Below are 17,318 nucleotides of genomic sequence, written 5' to 3' on the forward strand. Positions count from 1 at the left end.
TGTCTCCAATTGTTAGCTTGTGGCGATAATATTCGAGATATTACCTTTGTCAACAACTTGTATTATGAGTTGGGAGTTTTTGATGCTGATTTTTCGACGAGGAAAGATCGTTTGTTTTGAATGACAGTTGGGCGTTATTGTTGATGATCACACTTTCCGTTTTGTCATCGCCCCTTGAAAATAAGCCCGTGTCTGGCGTAGAGATAAGATAACGGGAGAGTTTATGTATGACCACACGCCTGTTTTTAGTGTGTGGTATGCAAAACGGCAATGTGGAGGAAACATGCTGAAGACGTTGTTATTGACCGGTGCTGCCGGTGGCGTAGGCAAGGCCGTTCGCCCATTGCTGACGGGATTGGCCGAGAAAGTCGTGCTGTCCGATCTGGTGGATATCACCGATCTGGCCGCGCATGAGAGCTTCGTGAAATGCGATCTTTCCAACCGAGCCGAAGTCGATGCCGCCGTGGCGGGCGTCGACGGCATTATCCATCTTGGCGGCATTTCGGTGGAGAAGCCCTTCGAGCTTATCCTCAAGGGCAATATCGAAGGCGTCTATAATCTGTACGAGGCGGCGCGTCACAACGGCCAGCCGCGTATTATCTTTGCCAGTTCCAACCACACGATCGGTTATCACACCCGCGATGAAAAGCTCGACAGCACTTCGCAGGTGCGGCCCGATTCGCTCTATGGCGTTTCAAAATGCTTCGGAGAAAATCTGGCGAGCTTTTATTTCGATAAATTCGGGCAGGAGACACTCTCCGTGCGGATTGGCTCGTTGACACCAAAACCCCAGACCACGCGCATGTTGGCGACATGGTTCAGCGTCGAAGATTTCGTGTCGCTGTGTGCGCGTGCGTTCGAAGCTCCGCGATTGGGCAACGCCGTCGTCTATGGCGCGTCCAACAATGACGAAAGCTGGTGGGATAACGGCAATGTGTCATTCCTCGGCTGGAAGCCGCAGGATAGCTCGGCGAAGTGGCGCGCCGAGGTGCTTGCTCAAGCGGGTAAGGAAGACCCGAAAGATCCAGCCATCATATATCAAGGCGGTGTTTTCACCACATATGGCCATCCAGCGGATGGTTGATGGCGGTCTGTAAGGAGTAGGGAGGGGCCGAGGAATGTTTCTACTTCGGCTTATCCTGCTTTTCTGAGTCGTATTGCACCCAGCGAAAGAAGAAGTAGATCGGCAGCGCAATCAGCGCCAGCGTGACGATTGAGTTCGCAGACATGGTTCATCCCATAAAAAGCGGCTTCATCATGAAGTCGGTGCGATGATTATGGACGACAATTTGTTTAGAAATATTGAATCTCACGGGTAATTTCATGCATATCGCCCCGCCTCTTGTGTCGAGACTGCACATTATTCTGGGTGATGCGGGGATATAGTTAATAAACTGCAAAATGTATTGGTAACATCGTAACACGTCGAAACCGGGGGAATTTTCGACGTTGGAGTGCCGCGCACCAAGCGCTCATACGATGGAGGGCGTTGAGCGCTTAAGCGCATACTGCGCAAATCGAACTTACCACATCTCAAATCCTGCGACTGAGTGCCGTAGAGAGACGTAAGCGCGCTGAATTTAAGGGATATTTTGAAGAATGGTGGGCGATGACGGACTCGAACCGCCGACATCCTCGGTGTAAACGAGGCGCTCTACCAACTGAGCTAATCGCCCGTCGCGTCTTGCAGATTGTGTCTACTGCGTCGGTGGCTGTGATCTAGTGGTATCGAAAAAAAACCGCAAGACCTTTTGTGAAGTTTTTTTGTTTTTTTCGATTTTTGTTTGGGAACGGTTTTTGTTGGGCGGGGTCAAAAGTGGTCAAAAAGCCTGGAAATGAAGAGGTTTCGGCGGCTTAGGTTGGGCTCGCCGACAAAAGTTTTCCACAACGGGAAAATTCCGGACAAAAGCGTGAGGCTGTTTTTGGACATTCTGGCGTCTGGCAAAACGGAGAGGGAGGCTGGCGATTCCGCTTTCTGTGTTCCGTTGCGAACATGGATGAGGGGAGGGATGTAAACGGCAGTTGCAACGGTCGAGGTGACGATGATGTTGGGGGCGATGGGGCGACCAAATGACGTCCTCCTATACAAGCACACGAATCCTGCCCGTTCGTCACGTCTTGTGAGAAAGAGATTCGGTGTCGGTGGGGTGTCTGGAGCGGCTGTGGATAAGTTTGATGTTTGGAGCGTAAAAAAACTGAAATGGAAAAACGCCGGGAAACCGGGGCTTCGTGCGTGTTTGTGAAATCAAAATGCACAAGCTTATTCTTTTGTCGTGAAACCTGCTTGACACCCCAACACGAACGCCTTAGTTAGCCGCTCAACGAACTGCTGAGGCAAGTTCGGAAGACGGGTTTAGGCCAGTCTTTAAGGAATGTGCGGGTGTAGCTCAGTTGGTTAGAGTGCCGGCCTGTCACGCCGGAGGTCGCGGGTTCGAGCCCCGTCACTCGCGCCATTCCTTCCTCAAGAACGACGGATCTTCATGATCCACAAATGCGCGGGTGTAGCTCAGTTGGTTAGAGTGCCGGCCTGTCACGCCGGAGGTCGCGGGTTCGAGCCCCGTCACTCGCGCCATTTATTTTCCAAATAAATGTCAATTTCCTCCCTTCATAATGAAGAAGACTGCCGCACGGCAGTGCATTGGGCGGGACTCGGTATCGTTTCAGTGATCCGATTTCTAGCCTTTTAAAGTCATGTTTCTCACGCTTTTCCGGATGAATTTTCGTGCCGCTGCGCACAAATTTGTGTGACTTTTTGGTGGCCACCGCCACAATCAAATTATCGATGTTTTATAATGATTTAGCACTGTCTGCGCGGGTATCTTCTAATGTGCCTGCGCGTTATAATGGCCAATCCGTGTCACGATTGACTTGAAATGGTGCTTAAACTCTTGCAGAGAGTGCTAGGCTGCGCTAACCACTGCGGCGTTGCAACATAATTTCGACCTCTAGGATGTTACCATCCAAAGGGATATGCTCGCCGCTCGGTCGAGCAAGGAAGAGACAATGACTGAACTCCTCAGTTCCTACATTCCGATCGCAATCTTCATCGGTATCGCGCTTGTCATCGGTCTGGCGCTGTTGATTGCGCCTTTTGCCGTTGCTTACAAGAATCCCGATCCAGAAAAGCTTTCCGCCTTTGAGTGCGGTTTCAATGCATTCGATGATGCCCGTATGAAGTTCGACATTCGATTCTATCTCGTGTCGATCCTCTTCATCATCTTCGATCTTGAAGTCGCGTTCCTGTTCCCGTGGGCTGTGTCCTTCGGTGAGATCGGTTGGTTCGGCTTCTGGTCCATGATGGTGTTCCTTCTGGTTCTGACCATCGGCTTTATTTATGAGTGGAAGAAGGGCGCGCTGGAATGGGCATAGCTCCAAACGACACGACGCTTGTTGCGCAAAAGCCAAAGGGCATCATCGATCCGTCGACGGGCAAGCCCGTTGGCAGCAACGATGCCTATTTCTCTGAAATCAACGATGAACTGGCCGACAAGGGTTTTCTGGTAACGTCCACGGACGAGCTGATCACCTGGGCCCGTACCGGTTCGTTGATGTGGATGCAGTTCGGTCTGGCCTGCTGCGCCGTTGAAGGTCTGATGCAGGCGTCTGGCCCGCGTTACGACATGGAGCGCTTCGGTGTTGCGCCGCGTGCGTCACCGCGCCAGTCGGACGTGATGATCGTTGCCGGTACATTGACCAACAAGATGGCGCCAGCGCTTCGCAAGGTCTATGACCAGATGCCGGAGCCGCGTTACGTGATCTCCATGGGTTCCTGCGCAAACGGCGGCGGTTATTACCACTATTCCTACGCTGTGGTGCGTGGCTGTGACCGCGTTGTTCCGGTAGATATCTACGTGCCGGGCTGTCCCCCCACGGCAGAGGCGCTTCTTTATGGCGTGCTGCTGTTGCAAAAGAAAATCCGGCGTACCGGTACGATCGAGCGTTAAGGGCAAAGGACAGATAAGTAATGAGCGAAGCTCTCAACGATCTTGCTGCCTATGTGAATGAGGCGCGCGGCTCTTTGTTAGAGTCGTCTGTCATCGCATATGGCGAACTGACGCTGAACACGACACCGGAAAACATCATCGCGCTGTTGACCTTCCTGCGCGACGACGTGCAGTGCGGTTTTGTCAACATCATCGATGTGTGCGGCGTGGATTGGCCGGCCCGCGAAAAGCGTTTCGATGTCGTCTACCATCTTCTGTCGCCACGCCAGAACCTTCGCGTTCGCATTAAGTTGCAGGTCGCGGAAGACGAGGCCGTGCCGTCTGCAACCCCGGTTTTCCTTGGTGCCGAATGGTTCGAGCGCGAAGCTTGGGATATGTATGGCATTCCGTTTGAAGGTCATTCGGATCTGCGCCGCATTCTGACCGATTACGGTTTTGAAGGCCATCCGCTTCGTAAGGATTTTCCAGTCACAGGTTTTGTGGAAGTGCGCTACGATGACGTGTTGAAGCGCGTTCTCTACGAGCCAGTCGAACTGAAACAGGAATTCCGTAACTTCGATTTCCTTTCCCCTTGGGAGGGTACGGATTACGTTCTTCCGGGTGATGAAAAGGCCAAGCAATGAGCGAAGCTGCCGCGAAAGAGCAGGGACAATGTCTTTGCGGCGCCGTTCGCTTCGAAGCGAGCATCGGTGCCCGTGAAGTTGGTGCTTGCCATTGCTCGATCTGCCGTCGCTGGTCTGGCGGCGTGTTTCTTGCCGTTGAATGCGAAAGCGTTTCGGTGGAAAACGAACAGAATCTCGGCGTTTATTCCTCCTCCGAATGGGGTGAGCGCTGCTTTTGCAAGGCGTGCGGCAGCACGGTGATGTGGCGCTCCAAAGACGGTGCGCATCATGCCGTGTCTGTGCAGTCGTTCAATGATCCATCCAGCTTCAGTTTCGCATCGCAAATCTTCATAGACGAAAAGCCGACCAATTATTCGTTCGCGCAGGCCACAAAGACCATGACCGGCCCCGAATTCATCGCCATGATTACGTCGGCGGAGCAACACTCATGACTGAACATAACGTTCGCAATTTTACGATCAACTTCGGGCCGGAACATCCTTCCGCGCACGGCGTGTTGCGTCTCGTTCTCGAACTCGACGGTGAAATCGTCGAGCGCGTCGATCCGCATATCGGCCTTCTGCATCGCGGCACCGAAAAGCTGATCGAGACCAAGACCTACCTTCAGGCCGTCCCGTATTTCGACCGTCTCGATTACGTTGCGCCGATGAACCAGGAACACGCTTTCGCGCTTGCCGTTGAAAAGCTGCTGGGTCTGGAAATTCCGATGCGCGGTCAGTTGATCCGCGTTCTGTATTCCGAAATCGGCCGCATCCTGTCGCACATCATGAACGTCACCACGCAGGCCATGGACGTTGGCGCCATGACGCCGCCGGTCTGGGGTTTTGAAGAGCGTGAAAAGCTGATGGTGTTTTATGAGCGTGCCTGCGGCGCGCGCATGCACTCGGCCTATTTCCGTCCGGGCGGCGTGCACCAGGATATTCCACCGGAATTGGTGGAGGATATCGGCAAGTGGTGCGACCCGTTCATCACGGTTCTCGACAACATCGAAGGACTGCTGACGCATAACCGCATCTACAAGCAGCGCAACGTCGATATCGGCATTGTGTCGCTGGAAGATGCATTTGCATGGGGCTTTACGGGCGTCATGGTGCGCGGTTCTGGCGCTGCCTGGGACTTGCGCCGCTCGCAGCCTTACGAATGTTATTCCGATCTGGAATTCGATATTCCCGTCGGCAAAAACGGCGACTGCTATGACCGTTACCTGATCCGTATGCAGGAAATGCGCGAATCGGTGAAGATCATGAAGCAGTGCATCGAGCTGCTGTCGGGCAAGCACCGCATTGGTGCCGTGTCGTCGCTGGATGGCAAGGTCGTGCCGCCGAAGCGTGGCGAGATGAAGCGTTCGATGGAAGCGCTGATCCACCACTTCAAGCTCTACACAGAGGGATATCACGTTCCCGCTGGCGAAGTTTATGCCGCGGTGGAAGCGCCGAAGGGCGAGTTTGGCGTGTATGTGGTGGCGGATGGTTCCAACAAGCCATATCGCTGCAAGATCCGCGCTCCCGGCTTTGCGCATCTGCAAGCCATGGACTTTCTCTGCAAGGGCCACCAACTGGCCGACGTGACTGCGGTTCTCGGTTCTCTGGACATCGTGTTCGGGGAGGTTGACCGCTGATGCGTTTGCCGCTGGCCATCTCGGCTTTTCTTGTTGCGACGACACCACTTTTCGCCCAAACGGCGGAAGAGGGTATTTCGTCGCAATCAAGTGGCGGCACATCAACTGTTAAGCAGCTTCTGTCATTGGGATACGAAATCAAATCTTCGCTTCCCAACGGCGGAAAATTCATTGTGTTCATGCAAAAAGACAAAACGGCCTATGCCTGCGAATTCGTCACGGTGACGAAATCGCGGTGCGAGTCGTTAAATTGATGAGGCGTGAGGAAGTATGTCCGTTCGTCGACTAGCCGAAGATCAGTTCCAGCCCACGGGTTTCGCGTTTAACGCGGACAACACCGCATGGGCGGAAAAAACGATCCAGAAATATCCTGAAGGACGTCAGCAGTCTGCGGTCATTCCGCTGCTGATGCGTGCGCAGGAGCAGGACGGCTGGGTCACCCGCGCCTGTATCGAGAAGATCGCCGACATGCTGGATATGGCTTACATCCGCGTGCTCGAAGTCGCGACCTTCTATACGCAGTTCCAGCTCAAGCCCGTCGGCACCAGAGCGCATATTCAGGTCTGTGGCACCACGCCCTGCATGTTGCGCGGTTCCGAAGCGCTGATGGATGTCTGCCGTCACAAGATCCACCACGATCCGCTGACACCCAATGAAAGCGGTACGCTGTCGTGGGAAGAGGTGGAATGTCAGGGCGCCTGCGTCAACGCGCCGATGGTCATCATCTTCAAGGATGCCTATGAAGACCTGACGCCTGAGCGTCTGGAAGAGATCATCGATACGTTCGAGGCAGGCAAGGGCGACACCGTCAAGCCAGGCCCGCAGATCGACCGTCATCTTTCGGCGCCGATTGGTCCGCTCACCACGCTGACAGAAGAGATCAAGCCGGATCGCAGCAATCTCGACAAGCCTGCTGAAACGCCGGCGACCTCGGCACCGGCTGCTGCCGCAGCACCGTCTGAAGCGGCAAAGCCGAAGACGACTGCGCCGGAAGCGGACACGAAGCTGAAGACGCCCGTGACCGATCCGAAGGCCTCAGAGACGAATGCCAAGGCTGCCGAAAAGGAAGGCTCTGGCGAGGTGAAAATCTCCAAGCCTTCTCTGGAAGACGCAAACCGCCCTGCAAAGGTCGAGAAGCCAGCAACGCCGGATGATCTGAAGCTGATTTCGGGCGTTGGCCCTAAAATCGAAGCTGTTCTCAACGAACTGGGCATTTTCACCTATGCTCAGGTTGCCGGCTGGAACGGTGCGCAACGCGAATGGGTCGATGGCTACCTGAATTTCAAGGGTCGTATCGACCGTGACGATTGGGTCCGTCAGGCCGAGGCGCTCGCCAAGGGTGGCGAAGCCGAATACATCAAGGTCTTCGGCAAGAAGCCGCGGTAAAGAGGTCAAGCATGTTAAAAGATCAGGATCGCATCTTTACCAATCTCTATGGCCTCAAGGACACGTCCCTTAAGGGTGTTCTGGCGCGCGGTCATTGGGACGGCACAAAGCAGATCATCGAAAAGGGCAGGGACTGGATCATCAATGAGATGAAGGCCTCTGGCCTTCGTGGTCGGGGTGGCGCTGGCTTCCCGACCGGCCTCAAATGGTCCTTCATGCCGAAGGAAAGCGATGGCCGTCCGCATTATCTCGTCGTCAATGCCGACGAATCCGAGCCCGGCACCTGCAAGGACCGCGAAATCCTGCGCCACGATCCGCATACGCTGATCGAAGGCTGCGTGATCGCCGGTTTCGCCATGAGCGCACACACCGCCTACATCTATGTCCGCGGCGAATATATGCGCGAACGCGAAGCGCTTCAGGCTGCTATCGATGAATGCTATGATGCCGGATTGTTGGGTAAAAACAACAAGAACGGCTGGGACTTTGATATTTACGTTCATCACGGCGCAGGCGCTTATATCTGCGGCGAAGAAACAGCATTGCTTGAAAGCCTTGAGGGCAAGAAGGGTCAGCCGCGTCTGAAGCCTCCTTTCCCGGCCAATATGGGTCTCTACGGTTGCCCAACCACGGTCAACAACGTCGAATCCATCGCTGTCGCGCCGACAATTCTGCGTCGCGGCGCGTCGTGGTTTTCGTCTATCGGTCGTCCGAACAATGTCGGCACCAAGCTGTTCATGGTTTCCGGCCATGTCGAGCGTCCTTGCACGTTCGAAGATGCGCTGGGCCTGTCCTTCAAGGAACTGATCGAACGTCACTGCGGTGGCATTCGTGGCGGCTGGGACAATCTTCTCGGCGTTATTCCGGGCGGCGCATCGTGCCCCATCGTTCGCGGTGAGGACATGAAGGACGCCATCATGGACTTCGACGGGATGCGCGAAGTGAAATCGTCCTTCGGCACCGGCGGCATGATCGTCATGGACAAGTCCACCGACGTCATCAAGGCCATTGCCCGTATCGCTGCTTTCTTCAAGCATGAGAGCTGCGGCCAGTGCACGCCGTGCCGCGAAGGCACCGGCTGGATGTGGCGTGTTCTGGAACGCATGGTGAAGGGCAACGCGCAGAAGCGCGAAATCGATATGCTGTTCGAAGTGACCAAGCAGATCGAAGGCCACACCATCTGCGCGCTGGGCGATGCTGCTGCATGGCCTGTTCAGGCGCTGATCCGCAATTTCCGTCCGGAAATCGAAAAGCGGATCGATCAATACACCTACAGGGCCATGGATGATGGCGCTGTGCTGGAAGCTGCCGAGTAAACCCGTCAGGGTGTTGCGGGCGGCGGGGATCGGGTGTAACCGATCCAATACATCGTTAAAGCATCTGGCGCATGAGTCTTTGCCAGATGCGATCAGGATTTGTTGCGGAACGCACGAGTTGCGGGACGGACAGGCAACAGGACGTAAGTAGAACCATGACAAAGCTCAAGGTTGACGGTAAAGAGATCGAAGTTCCAGATCATTTCACGCTTTTGCAGGCGTGCGAGGAGGCTGGTGCCGAAGTTCCACGCTTTTGTTTTCACGAGCGTTTGTCGGTCGCGGGTAACTGCCGCATGTGTCTCATCGAGGTGAAGGGCGGACCGCCCAAGCCCGCTGCATCCTGCGCCATGGGCGTTCGCGATATTCGCGGCGGACCAAACGGCGAGTTGCCGGAAGTTTTCACCAACACGCCGATGGTCAAAAAGGCCCGCGAAGGTGTGATGGAATTCCTGCTGATCAACCACCCGCTCGATTGTCCTATCTGTGACCAGGGTGGCGAATGCGACCTTCAGGACCAGGCTATGGCCTTCGGTATCGCGGGTTCGCGTTATGCTGAAAACAAGCGTGCAGTTGAAGACAAATACATCGGACCGCTCGTCAAGACGGTCATGAACCGCTGCATTCACTGCACGCGTTGCGTTCGTTTCACCACGGAAGTGGCCGGTATCTCCGAACTCGGCCTGATCGGTCGCGGTGAAGATGCCGAAATCACGACCTATCTGGAACAGGCGATGACCTCAGAGCTTCAGGGCAACGTCGTTGACCTGTGCCCGGTTGGCGCGCTGACATCCAAGCCTTTCGCCTTCACTGCCCGTCCTTGGGAACTCGGCAAGACCGAAACCATCGACGTGATGGATGCGCTCGGTTCTGCGATCCGCGTCGATACGCGTGGCCGCGAAGTGATGCGCGTCATGCCGCGTGTCAACGAAGCGATCAATGAAGAGTGGATTTCCGACAAGAGCCGCTTCATCTGGGACGGTCTGAAAACCCAGCGTCTCGACAAGCCTTACGTCCGCAAGGATGGCCGCTTGCAGCCTGCCACATGGGGCGAAGCTTTTGGCGCGATCAAGGCTGCCGTGGCGTCCACGTCCGGTGATAAGATCGGCGCGATTGCTGGCGATCTGTCCTCCGTCGAAGAAATGTTTGCGCTGAAGTCGCTGCTGTCCGCGCTCGGCTCCACCAATGTGGATTGCCGTCAGGATGGCGCAGCACTTGATCCATCGCTGGGTCGTGCAAGCTATCTGTTCAACACCACCATCGAAGGCATTGAACATGCCGACGCGCTGCTGATCATCGGCTCCAATCCGCGTTACGAAGCTGCCGTTCTCAACGCACGCATTCGCAAGCGTTGGCGTCGCGGCGGTTTCCCGATCGGCGTGATCGGTGAAGCTGGTGAGCTGCGTTACGATTACGAATATCTCGGCTCCGGCACGGATACACTGTCCGATCTGGCCAATGGTTCGCACAGCTTCATCGAAAAGCTGAAGTCTGCCAAGAACCCGCTGATCATTGTCGGACAGGGCGCGATTTCGCGTGAAGACGGCGCCGCGGTTCTCTCTGCCGCTGCAAAGCTCGCCGTTTCTGTTGGTGCTGTTTCACAGGAATGGAATGGCTTCTCGGTTCTCCACACGGCAGCTGCCCGCGTCGGTGGTCTGGATGTCGGTTTTGTTCCGGCTGAAAAGTCGGCCAACGCTGCGTCCATCGTTGCATCTTCCGACGTTCTGTTCCTGCTGGGCGCAGACGAAATCAATCTGTCGGCTAAAACCGCAAAGCTCACCGTTTACATCGGTTCGCACGGTGACAACGGTGCGATGAACGCCGACGTTATCCTGCCGGGTGCTGCCTATACCGAAAAGTCCGGTATCTGGGTCAACACCGAAGGCCGCGTCCAGGTCGGCAGCCGCGCCGGTTTTGCACCGGGTGATGCCCGTGAAGACTGGGCAATCCTGCGTGCGCTTTCCGATGTTCTCGGCAAGAAGCTGCCGTTCGATTCGCTGTCTGCTCTTCGCGCGCAGCTCTTCATCGCGCATCCGCATTTTGCAGAAGGTGACGAGATTGCCGCCGGCGATGTGGCGGATATCGAAGCGCTGGCTGGTAAAGCCGGAACACTTTCCAAGGCGGGCTTTGCTTCGCCGGTGAAGGATTTTTATTTGACGAACCCGATTGCGAGAGCGTCCGCCGTCATGGCCGAATGTTCCGCATTGGCCCGCAACAATTTCAAGGCTGCGGCAGAGTAAGGGTAGGGGACTATGGAATTGTTTTTCTGGAGCTATGTCTGGCCAGCGCTGATTATTGTCGGCCAGTCTCTGCTGCTTCTCGTTTTGTTGCTGGTATCGATCGCTTTCCTTCTCTTGGCGGACCGCAAGATCTGGGCTGCCGTTCAATTGCGCCGCGGCCCTAACGTCGTTGGTCCCTTCGGCCTCTTCCAGTCGTTCGCCGACCTTTTGAAGTTCATTCTGAAAGAGCCGGTTATTCCGGCCGGTGCCAACAAGGCCGTGTTCCTGCTGGCGCCACTGGTCGCGGTGACGCTGGCGCTGGCAACCTACGCCGTCATTCCCTTCGCGGATGGCTGGGTGATCGCCAACATCAATGTCGGTATTCTGTATATCTTCGCGATTTCGTCGCTTGAAGTCTACGGCATCATCATGGGCGGCTGGGCTTCGAACTCGAAATACCCGTTCCTCGGCGCGCTTCGTTCGGCAGCGCAGATGGTGTCTTACGAAGTCTCCATCGGCCTCGTCATTGTCACCGTGCTGCTCTGCGTTGGTTCGTTGAACCTGACGGATATCGTCAATGCTCAGCACACCGGTATCGGCACATCGCTCGGCCTGCCATCGTCCTTCCTGGACTGGCACTGGTTGCCGCTGTTCCCGATGTTCATCATCTTCTTCATTTCGGCGCTGGCTGAAACCAACCGTCCACCCTTCGATTTGCCGGAAGCGGAATCCGAACTTGTGGCCGGTCACATGGTGGAGTATGGCTCCACCCCGTACATGATGTTCATGCTGGGCGAATATGCTGCCATCGTTTTGATGTGCTGCCTGACGACCATCCTTTTCCTGGGCGGCTGGCTTCCCATCGTGGATGTCTGGTTCCTGAACTGGGTTCCGGGGATTATCTGGTTTATCCTCAAGGGCGGCATGGTCTTCTTCATGTTTGGTCTGGTGAAGGCATTCGTTCCGCGTTACCGCTATGACCAGTTGATGCGTCTTGGCTGGAAGGTCTTCCTGCCTCTGTCGCTCGCCATGGTCGTGATTGTTGCATTCGTACTCAAGCTGACGGCAGGCGCATGATGATGTCTTTAGTCCTCGCTTGCAGATTTGGAGGTTGAGATGGCCAGTCTTTCCCAAGCCGTCAATTCACTGTTCCTCAAGGAATTCGTCGCGGCCATCTTTTTGACGATGCGCCACTTCTTCAAACAGAAGGCGACGGTGAACTATCCGTTCGAAAAGGGTCCGGTCAGCCCGCGCTTCCGTGGGGAGCATGCTCTGCGCCGTTATCCCAACGGTGAAGAACGTTGCATCGCCTGCAAGCTGTGCGAAGCGATCTGTCCTGCTCAGGCCATCACCATCGAAGCTGGCCCACGCCGCAATGATGGAACGCGCCGCACCGTTCGTTACGACATCGACATGGTGAAGTGCATCTATTGCGGCTTCTGCCAGGAAGCCTGCCCGGTGGACGCCATCGTGGAAGGTCCAAACTTCGAATTTGCGACGGAAACCCGCGAAGAACTGTATTTCGACAAGCAGCGTCTTCTCGACAATGGCGACCGCTGGGAGCGTGAAATCGCACGCAACCTTGCTCTGGATGCGCCGTACCGTTAAGGCAGCATGGTTTCTTCGGGGCGCTGCTTCGGAGAGGGTAAACAGTAAAATGCCTGTCGGTACATGCTGGCAGGAACGCAACGGGCAGGGCGGCTTTTAAGGGTCGCGTTCGTCCGGTGAGGACAAAAAGGCACCAACATGGGTCTGCACGCAATATTCTTCTATATCTTCGCTTTCGTCGCGGTGGCGTCTGCGTTCATGGTCATCTCGTCGAAGAACCCGGTTCATTCGGTTCTCTTCCTCATTCTGACCTTCTTCAACGCGGCAGCGCTCTTCCTGCTGACGGGTGCTGAATTCCTCGCCATGATCCTGCTGGTGGTTTATGTCGGCGCTGTGGCGGTGCTTTTCCTTTTCGTCGTCATGATGCTGGATGTGGATTTTGCCGAGCTGCGCTCCGGCGTGCTGCAATATGCCCCGATGGGCGCGCTGATCGGCATCATTCTGGCAGCCGAACTCATCATCGTGGTGGGCGGCAGCGTGCTGAACCCGCAGGCCGCGAAATCCATCACCATGCCGATCCCGCCTGCTGACGTGCGCAACAACACGGCGGCTTTGGGTGATGTGCTCTATACGAATTACATCTACTTCTTCCAGCTTGCAGGTCTCATTCTGCTGGTGGCCATGATCGGCGCTATCGTGCTGACGCTGCGTCACCGCACCGATATCAAGCGGCAGGATATTTCCAAGCAGGTTGCCCGTGACCCGAAGACTGCCGTAACGACAGTCAACGTCAAGCCGGGTCAGGGCATCTGAGGCGCGAACGGATCCAAGGAATATAGAATATGGAAATTGGTCTTTCCCATTACCTCACGGTCAGCGCGATCCTCTTTACGATCGGCATTTTCGGTATCTTTCTCAACCGTAAGAACGTCATCGTCATTCTGATGTCGATTGAGTTGATCCTGCTTGCGGTCAACCTCAACATGGTGGCGTTCTCGTCCTTCCTGAACGATATCGTGGGCCAGGTCTTTGCACTGTTCATTCTGACTGTTGCTGCTGCGGAAGCGGCCATCGGTCTTGCAATACTCGTAGTCTTCTACCGAAACCGCGGATCGATTGCCGTGGAAGACGTCAATATGATGAAGGGCTGATAAGGCTATGATCTACAAGGCTATCGTCTTTCTTCCGCTGATCGGCTTCCTGATCGCTGGCCTGTTTGGCCGCTCCATCGGCGCCAAGGCTTCCGAATATATCACCACGGGTCTGATGATCGTGGTTGCGATCCTGTCATGGGTTGTCTTCATCAACGTCGCGCTGCTCAGCCATGAGCCGGGTGAAGTGATCAAGGTCACCGTGATGCGCTGGATTCAGTCCGGCGGCATCGATGTCGAGTGGGCTTTCCGCATCGACACGCTGACGGCTGTGATGTTCGTGGTGGTCAACACCGTGTCGACGCTGGTGCACCTGTATTCCATCGGTTACATGCACCACGATCCGCATCGCCCGCGTTTCTTCGCCTATCTGTCGCTGTTTACCTTTGCCATGTTGATGCTGATCACATCGGACAACCTGTTGCAGATGTTCTTCGGCTGGGAAGGTGTGGGTCTGGCGTCGTATCTGCTGATCGGCTTCTGGTACAAGAAGCCATCCGCATCGGCTGCGGCCATGAAGGCCTTCATCGTCAACCGCGTTGGTGACTTTGGCTTCATTCTGGGCATTGCCGGCATCTTCGTGCTGTTCGGCTCGATCAATTTCGAGACGATCTTTGCGGCCGCCGGCACCTATCTGCCTGCTGATGGCACTGCGTCCACCGAAGCTGTTATCAATCTGTTCGGCATGCAGCTGGACAAGGCGAATGCACTGACGGCCATCTGCCTGCTGCTGTTCATGGGTTCCATGGGTAAGTCGGCGCAGTTCCTGCTGCACACTTGGCTGCCGGACGCGATGGAAGGCCCGACACCTGTTTCGGCCCTCATTCACGCCGCAACCATGGTGACAGCCGGTGTCTTCCTCGTCGCCCGCATGTCGCCGCTGTTCGAACTGTCGCCTGACGCGTTGACGGTTGTGACGCTGGTCGGTGCCATCACCGCGTTCTTTGCCGCAACCGTTGGTCTGGTGCAGAACGACATCAAGCGCGTCATCGCCTATTCGACCTGTTCGCAGCTTGGTTACATGTTCGTGGCGCTGGGCGTCGGTGCTTATGGCGCCGCCGTATTCCACCTCTTCACGCACGCTTTCTTCAAGGCGCTGCTGTTCTTGTGCGCAGGTTCCGTCATTCACGCTGTGGATGGTGAGCAGGACATGCGGTACATGGGTGGCCTGCGCAAGCATATCCCCATCACCTTCTGGACGATGACGGTCGGTACGCTGGCGCTGACAGGCGTTGGTATTCCCGGCACGATGATCGGTTTTGCCGGTTTCTTCTCCAAGGACGTCATCATCGAATCCGCTTATGCGTCGCATAATGTGGTTGCCGGTTTTGCCTTCACGCTTCTCGTCATCGCGGCCCTGTTCACCAGCTTCTATTCCTGGCGTCTGGCGTTCATGACATTCTTCGGCAAGCCACGCGCGTCCGCAGATGTCATGCACCATGTCCATGAATCGCCCATGGTGATGTTGATCCCGCTTTTTGTTCTGACTGTCGGTGCGATTTTTGCCGGTGTCGTTTTCGAAGGGTATTTCTTCGGCCACGAATATGCAGAATTCTGGAAGGGTGCTCTGTTCACACTTCCGAGCAACGAAATTCTCGAGGAATTCCACCACGTTCCTTTGTGGGTAAAGTGGAGCCCGTTCTTCGCGATGGCACTCGGTTTCGTCACGGCCTGGTACATGTATATCAAGTCGCCTGAGACACCGAAGCGCCTGGCCGAGACCCACCGCGGCCTCTACCAGTTCCTGCTCAACAAGTGGTACTTCGACGAACTCTACGATTTCCTCTTCGTTCGTTCCGCAAAGGCGCTTGGCCGCTTCCTGTGGAAGAAGGGCGATGTGGCTGTCATCGACAACTACGGACCCAACGGCATTGCAGCGCGCGTGGTTGATGTGACCAACCGCGTGGTCCGTCTGCAATCCGGTTACCTTTATCACTATGCCTTTGCGATGCTGATTGGTATCGCGGCTCTAGTCACCTGGATGATGCTCGGGAGTGCCCTTTGATGACCGATTGGCCTATTCTTTCAACGGTCACCTTTCTGCCGCTCGTCGGCGTGGTGCTCTTGCTTTTGACAAATGAGAACGGTCCCTTTGGGCGCCGCAACATTCTCAATGTCTCGCTGCTGACGACCGTTTTTACCTTCGTTGTGTCGCTGTTCATCTGGATCGGTTTCGATAACTCGAACCCCGGTTTCCAGATGGTCGAAAAGCACGCATGGTTTGGCAATATCGCCGCCTACCATCTGGGTGTGGACGGCATTTCCATGCTGTTCGTCATCCTGACGACGTTCCTGATGCCGTTTTGCGTGCTGGCCAGCTGGGAATCCATCGAAAAGCGTCTCAAGGAATACATGATCGCCTTCCTTCTTCTGGAAGTCGTGATGGTCGGCGTGTTCGTCGCGCTGGATACGGTTCTTTTCTACGTCTTCTTCGAAGCAACGCTGATCCCGATGTTCATCATCATCGGCGTGTGGGGCGGCAAGGATCGCGTTTATGCATCCTATAAGTTCTTCCTTTACACGCTGCTCGGTTCGGTTCTGACCATGCTCGCCATCATGGCGATGTACTGGCAGGCTGGCACGACTGATATGACCGAACTGCTGAAACACGGCTTCCCTGCCGGAATGCAGACGTGGCTGTGGTTGGCCTGCTTTGCCGCCTTTGCGGTGAAGATGCCAATGTGGCCTGTCCACACATGGTTGCCGGATGCCCACGTTCAGGCACCGACAGCAGGCTCGGTCATTCTGGCTGGTGTCATGCTGAAGCTGGGCGGTTATGGTTTCATCCGCTTCTCGCTCTCCATGTTCCCGCTTGCATCGGAACATTTCGCGCCGTTCGTTTTCGCGCTGTCGGTCATCGCCATCATCTACACCTCGCTGGTCGCGATGATGCAGGACGACATCAAGAAGCTGATCGCCTATTCGTCGGTTGCCCACATGGGTTACGTGACCATGGGTATCTTCGCGGCCAATGTTCAGGGCGTGCAGGGTGCGATCTTCCAGATGCTGTCGCACGGCATCGTCTCTGGCGCGCTCTTCCTGTGCGTCGGCGTCATCTATGACCGTCTGCATACCCGCGAGATTTCTGCCTATGGCGGTCTCGTCAACAACATGCCGAAATATGCGGTCGCCTTCATGATTTTCACCATGGCCAATGTCGGCTTGCCGGGTACGTCCGGTTTCGTGGGTGAATTCCTGACGATCATCGGCGTGTTCCGTGCAAACACATGGGTCGGTCTGTTCGCAGCAACGGGCGTCATTCTTTCCGCCTCTTACGCTCTGTGGCTTTACCGCCGCGTGATCTTCGGTGCGCTGGAAAAGGAAAGCCTGAAAGCCATGCTCGACCTTTCCACGCGTGAAAAGGTCATTCTTTACCCGCTGGTGGCACTGACGATCTTCTTCGGCGTCTACCCGGCACCGGTTTTCGATGCGACGGCAGCGTCGGTGGACCTTCTGATCAATAACTATACGGCCGCATTGCAGGCAGCGCAGAATGTTGCGCTTTCTCTGAACTGA

The 17,318-nt window shown here is 55.6% G+C and carries 16 protein-coding genes and 3 tRNA genes; 18 read left to right on the forward strand and 1 reads right to left on the reverse strand.

What is annotated here, in order from left to right:
* Window positions 1-283: 283 nt before the first annotated feature.
* Entirely contained in the window at window positions 284-1,084 is an 801-nt protein-coding gene (locus RMR16_RS04560) for an NAD-dependent epimerase/dehydratase family protein (protein WP_320201959.1), read from the forward strand.
* 516 nt (window positions 1,085-1,600) lie between these two features.
* Here RMR16_RS04560 and RMR16_RS04565 read toward each other — a convergent pair.
* A tRNA-Val gene (locus RMR16_RS04565) sits at window positions 1,601-1,676 on the reverse strand.
* A 700-nt stretch (window positions 1,677-2,376) separates the two neighbouring features.
* Here RMR16_RS04565 and RMR16_RS04570 point away from each other — a divergent pair.
* The 17 genes from RMR16_RS04570 to RMR16_RS04650 all read left to right on the forward strand — a co-directional run bounded on the left by RMR16_RS04570 (window position 2,377) and on the right by RMR16_RS04650 (window position 17,318).
* Window positions 2,377-2,453: transfer RNA gene (locus RMR16_RS04570), tRNA-Asp, on the forward strand.
* Window positions 2,454-2,495: 42 nt separating this feature from the next.
* Window positions 2,496-2,572: transfer RNA gene (locus RMR16_RS04575), tRNA-Asp, on the forward strand.
* Window positions 2,573-3,003: 431 nt separating this feature from the next.
* Window positions 3,004-3,369, forward strand: a complete 366-nt coding sequence (locus tag RMR16_RS04580; protein ID WP_320201955.1) for an NADH-quinone oxidoreductase subunit A — start codon at window positions 3,004-3,006, stop codon at window positions 3,367-3,369.
* Complete coding sequence (locus RMR16_RS04585) at window positions 3,360-3,944, forward strand: NuoB/complex I 20 kDa subunit family protein (protein WP_320201954.1); 585 nt, start codon at window positions 3,360-3,362, stop codon at window positions 3,942-3,944. Before RMR16_RS04580 ends, RMR16_RS04585 begins: the two co-directional genes overlap by 10 nt.
* Before the next feature lie 20 nt (window positions 3,945-3,964).
* Window positions 3,965-4,567, forward strand: coding sequence for an NADH-quinone oxidoreductase subunit C (locus tag RMR16_RS04590; RefSeq protein ID WP_320201953.1), 603 nt, complete (start codon window positions 3,965-3,967; stop codon window positions 4,565-4,567).
* Window positions 4,564-4,998 carry a GFA family protein gene (locus RMR16_RS04595; protein WP_320201952.1) on the forward strand — a complete coding sequence of 145 codons (435 nt, stop codon included), beginning with the start codon at window positions 4,564-4,566 and terminating at the stop codon, window positions 4,996-4,998. Before RMR16_RS04590 ends, RMR16_RS04595 begins: the two co-directional genes overlap by 4 nt.
* The gene (locus RMR16_RS04600) at window positions 4,995-6,185 is read left to right on the forward strand and encodes an NADH-quinone oxidoreductase subunit D (protein ID WP_320201951.1); all 1,191 of its coding nucleotides are present in this window, start codon (window positions 4,995-4,997) and stop codon (window positions 6,183-6,185) included. The genes RMR16_RS04595 and RMR16_RS04600 overlap by 4 nt, the downstream gene beginning before the upstream one ends.
* Complete coding sequence (locus RMR16_RS04605) at window positions 6,185-6,439, forward strand: hypothetical protein (RefSeq protein WP_320201950.1); 255 nt, start codon at window positions 6,185-6,187, stop codon at window positions 6,437-6,439. The genes RMR16_RS04600 and RMR16_RS04605 overlap by 1 nt, the downstream gene beginning before the upstream one ends.
* Window positions 6,440-6,455: 16 nt before the next feature.
* Window positions 6,456-7,571, forward strand: coding sequence for an NADH-quinone oxidoreductase subunit E (locus tag RMR16_RS04610; protein WP_320201949.1), 1,116 nt, complete (start codon window positions 6,456-6,458; stop codon window positions 7,569-7,571).
* 11 nt (window positions 7,572-7,582) lie between these two features.
* Window positions 7,583-8,887, forward strand: a complete 1,305-nt coding sequence (gene nuoF, locus RMR16_RS04615) for an NADH-quinone oxidoreductase subunit NuoF (protein WP_320201948.1) — start codon at window positions 7,583-7,585, stop codon at window positions 8,885-8,887.
* A gap of 155 nt (window positions 8,888-9,042) precedes the next feature.
* Window positions 9,043-11,124: an NADH-quinone oxidoreductase subunit NuoG gene (gene nuoG, locus RMR16_RS04620; protein ID WP_320201947.1), complete on the forward strand. Its 2,082-nt coding sequence runs from the start codon at window positions 9,043-9,045 to the stop codon at window positions 11,122-11,124.
* Between the two features lie 12 nt (window positions 11,125-11,136).
* Window positions 11,137-12,180 carry an NADH-quinone oxidoreductase subunit NuoH gene (nuoH, locus tag RMR16_RS04625; protein ID WP_320201946.1) on the forward strand — a complete coding sequence of 348 codons (1,044 nt, stop codon included), beginning with the start codon at window positions 11,137-11,139 and terminating at the stop codon, window positions 12,178-12,180.
* 39 nt (window positions 12,181-12,219) lie between these two features.
* Window positions 12,220-12,711, forward strand: a complete 492-nt coding sequence (gene nuoI, locus RMR16_RS04630) for an NADH-quinone oxidoreductase subunit NuoI (protein WP_320201945.1) — start codon at window positions 12,220-12,222, stop codon at window positions 12,709-12,711.
* 138 nt (window positions 12,712-12,849) lie between these two features.
* Complete coding sequence (locus RMR16_RS04635; RefSeq protein ID WP_320201944.1) at window positions 12,850-13,464, forward strand: NADH-quinone oxidoreductase subunit J; 615 nt, start codon at window positions 12,850-12,852, stop codon at window positions 13,462-13,464.
* 29 nt (window positions 13,465-13,493) lie between these two features.
* Entirely contained in the window at window positions 13,494-13,802 is a 309-nt protein-coding gene (gene nuoK / locus RMR16_RS04640) for an NADH-quinone oxidoreductase subunit NuoK (protein WP_243256179.1), read from the forward strand.
* A gap of 7 nt (window positions 13,803-13,809) precedes the next feature.
* Entirely contained in the window at window positions 13,810-15,807 is a 1,998-nt protein-coding gene (gene nuoL / locus RMR16_RS04645; protein WP_320201943.1) for an NADH-quinone oxidoreductase subunit L, read from the forward strand.
* Window positions 15,807-17,318, forward strand: a complete 1,512-nt coding sequence (locus RMR16_RS04650; RefSeq protein ID WP_320201942.1) for an NADH-quinone oxidoreductase subunit M — start codon at window positions 15,807-15,809, stop codon at window positions 17,316-17,318. Before nuoL ends, RMR16_RS04650 begins: the two co-directional genes overlap by 1 nt.

It is taken from the genome of Agrobacterium sp. rho-13.3 (assembly GCF_033957765.2).
In the GTDB taxonomy this organism is placed as follows: Bacteria; Pseudomonadota; Alphaproteobacteria; order Rhizobiales; family Rhizobiaceae; genus Agrobacterium.

Bases quoted from the DNA above. Each gene is read 5' to 3' on its own strand.
- RMR16_RS04600 (WP_320201951.1), top strand. From the start codon at position 4,995: ATGACTGAACATAACGTTCGCAATTTTACGATCAACTTCGGGCCGGAA.
- RMR16_RS04590 (WP_320201953.1), top strand. From the start codon at position 3,965: ATGAGCGAAGCTCTCAACGATCTTGCTGCCTATGTGAATGAGGCGCGC.
- nuoF (WP_320201948.1), top strand. From the start codon at position 7,583: ATGTTAAAAGATCAGGATCGCATCTTTACCAATCTCTATGGCCTCAAG.
- nuoL (WP_320201943.1), top strand. From the start codon at position 13,810: ATGATCTACAAGGCTATCGTCTTTCTTCCGCTGATCGGCTTCCTGATC.
- RMR16_RS04560 (WP_320201959.1), top strand. From the start codon at position 284: ATGCTGAAGACGTTGTTATTGACCGGTGCTGCCGGTGGCGTAGGCAAG.
- RMR16_RS04610 (WP_320201949.1), top strand. From the start codon at position 6,456: ATGTCCGTTCGTCGACTAGCCGAAGATCAGTTCCAGCCCACGGGTTTC.
- RMR16_RS04635 (WP_320201944.1), top strand. From the start codon at position 12,850: ATGGGTCTGCACGCAATATTCTTCTATATCTTCGCTTTCGTCGCGGTG.
- RMR16_RS04650 (WP_320201942.1), top strand. From the start codon at position 15,807: ATGACCGATTGGCCTATTCTTTCAACGGTCACCTTTCTGCCGCTCGTC.
- RMR16_RS04605 (WP_320201950.1), top strand. From the start codon at position 6,185: ATGCGTTTGCCGCTGGCCATCTCGGCTTTTCTTGTTGCGACGACACCA.
- nuoI (WP_320201945.1), top strand. From the start codon at position 12,220: ATGGCCAGTCTTTCCCAAGCCGTCAATTCACTGTTCCTCAAGGAATTC.
- RMR16_RS04580 (WP_320201955.1), top strand. From the start codon at position 3,004: ATGACTGAACTCCTCAGTTCCTACATTCCGATCGCAATCTTCATCGGT.
- RMR16_RS04595 (WP_320201952.1), top strand. From the start codon at position 4,564: ATGAGCGAAGCTGCCGCGAAAGAGCAGGGACAATGTCTTTGCGGCGCC.
- nuoG (WP_320201947.1), top strand. From the start codon at position 9,043: ATGACAAAGCTCAAGGTTGACGGTAAAGAGATCGAAGTTCCAGATCAT.
- nuoK (WP_243256179.1), top strand. From the start codon at position 13,494: ATGGAAATTGGTCTTTCCCATTACCTCACGGTCAGCGCGATCCTCTTT.
- RMR16_RS04585 (WP_320201954.1), top strand. From the start codon at position 3,360: ATGGGCATAGCTCCAAACGACACGACGCTTGTTGCGCAAAAGCCAAAG.
- nuoH (WP_320201946.1), top strand. From the start codon at position 11,137: ATGGAATTGTTTTTCTGGAGCTATGTCTGGCCAGCGCTGATTATTGTC.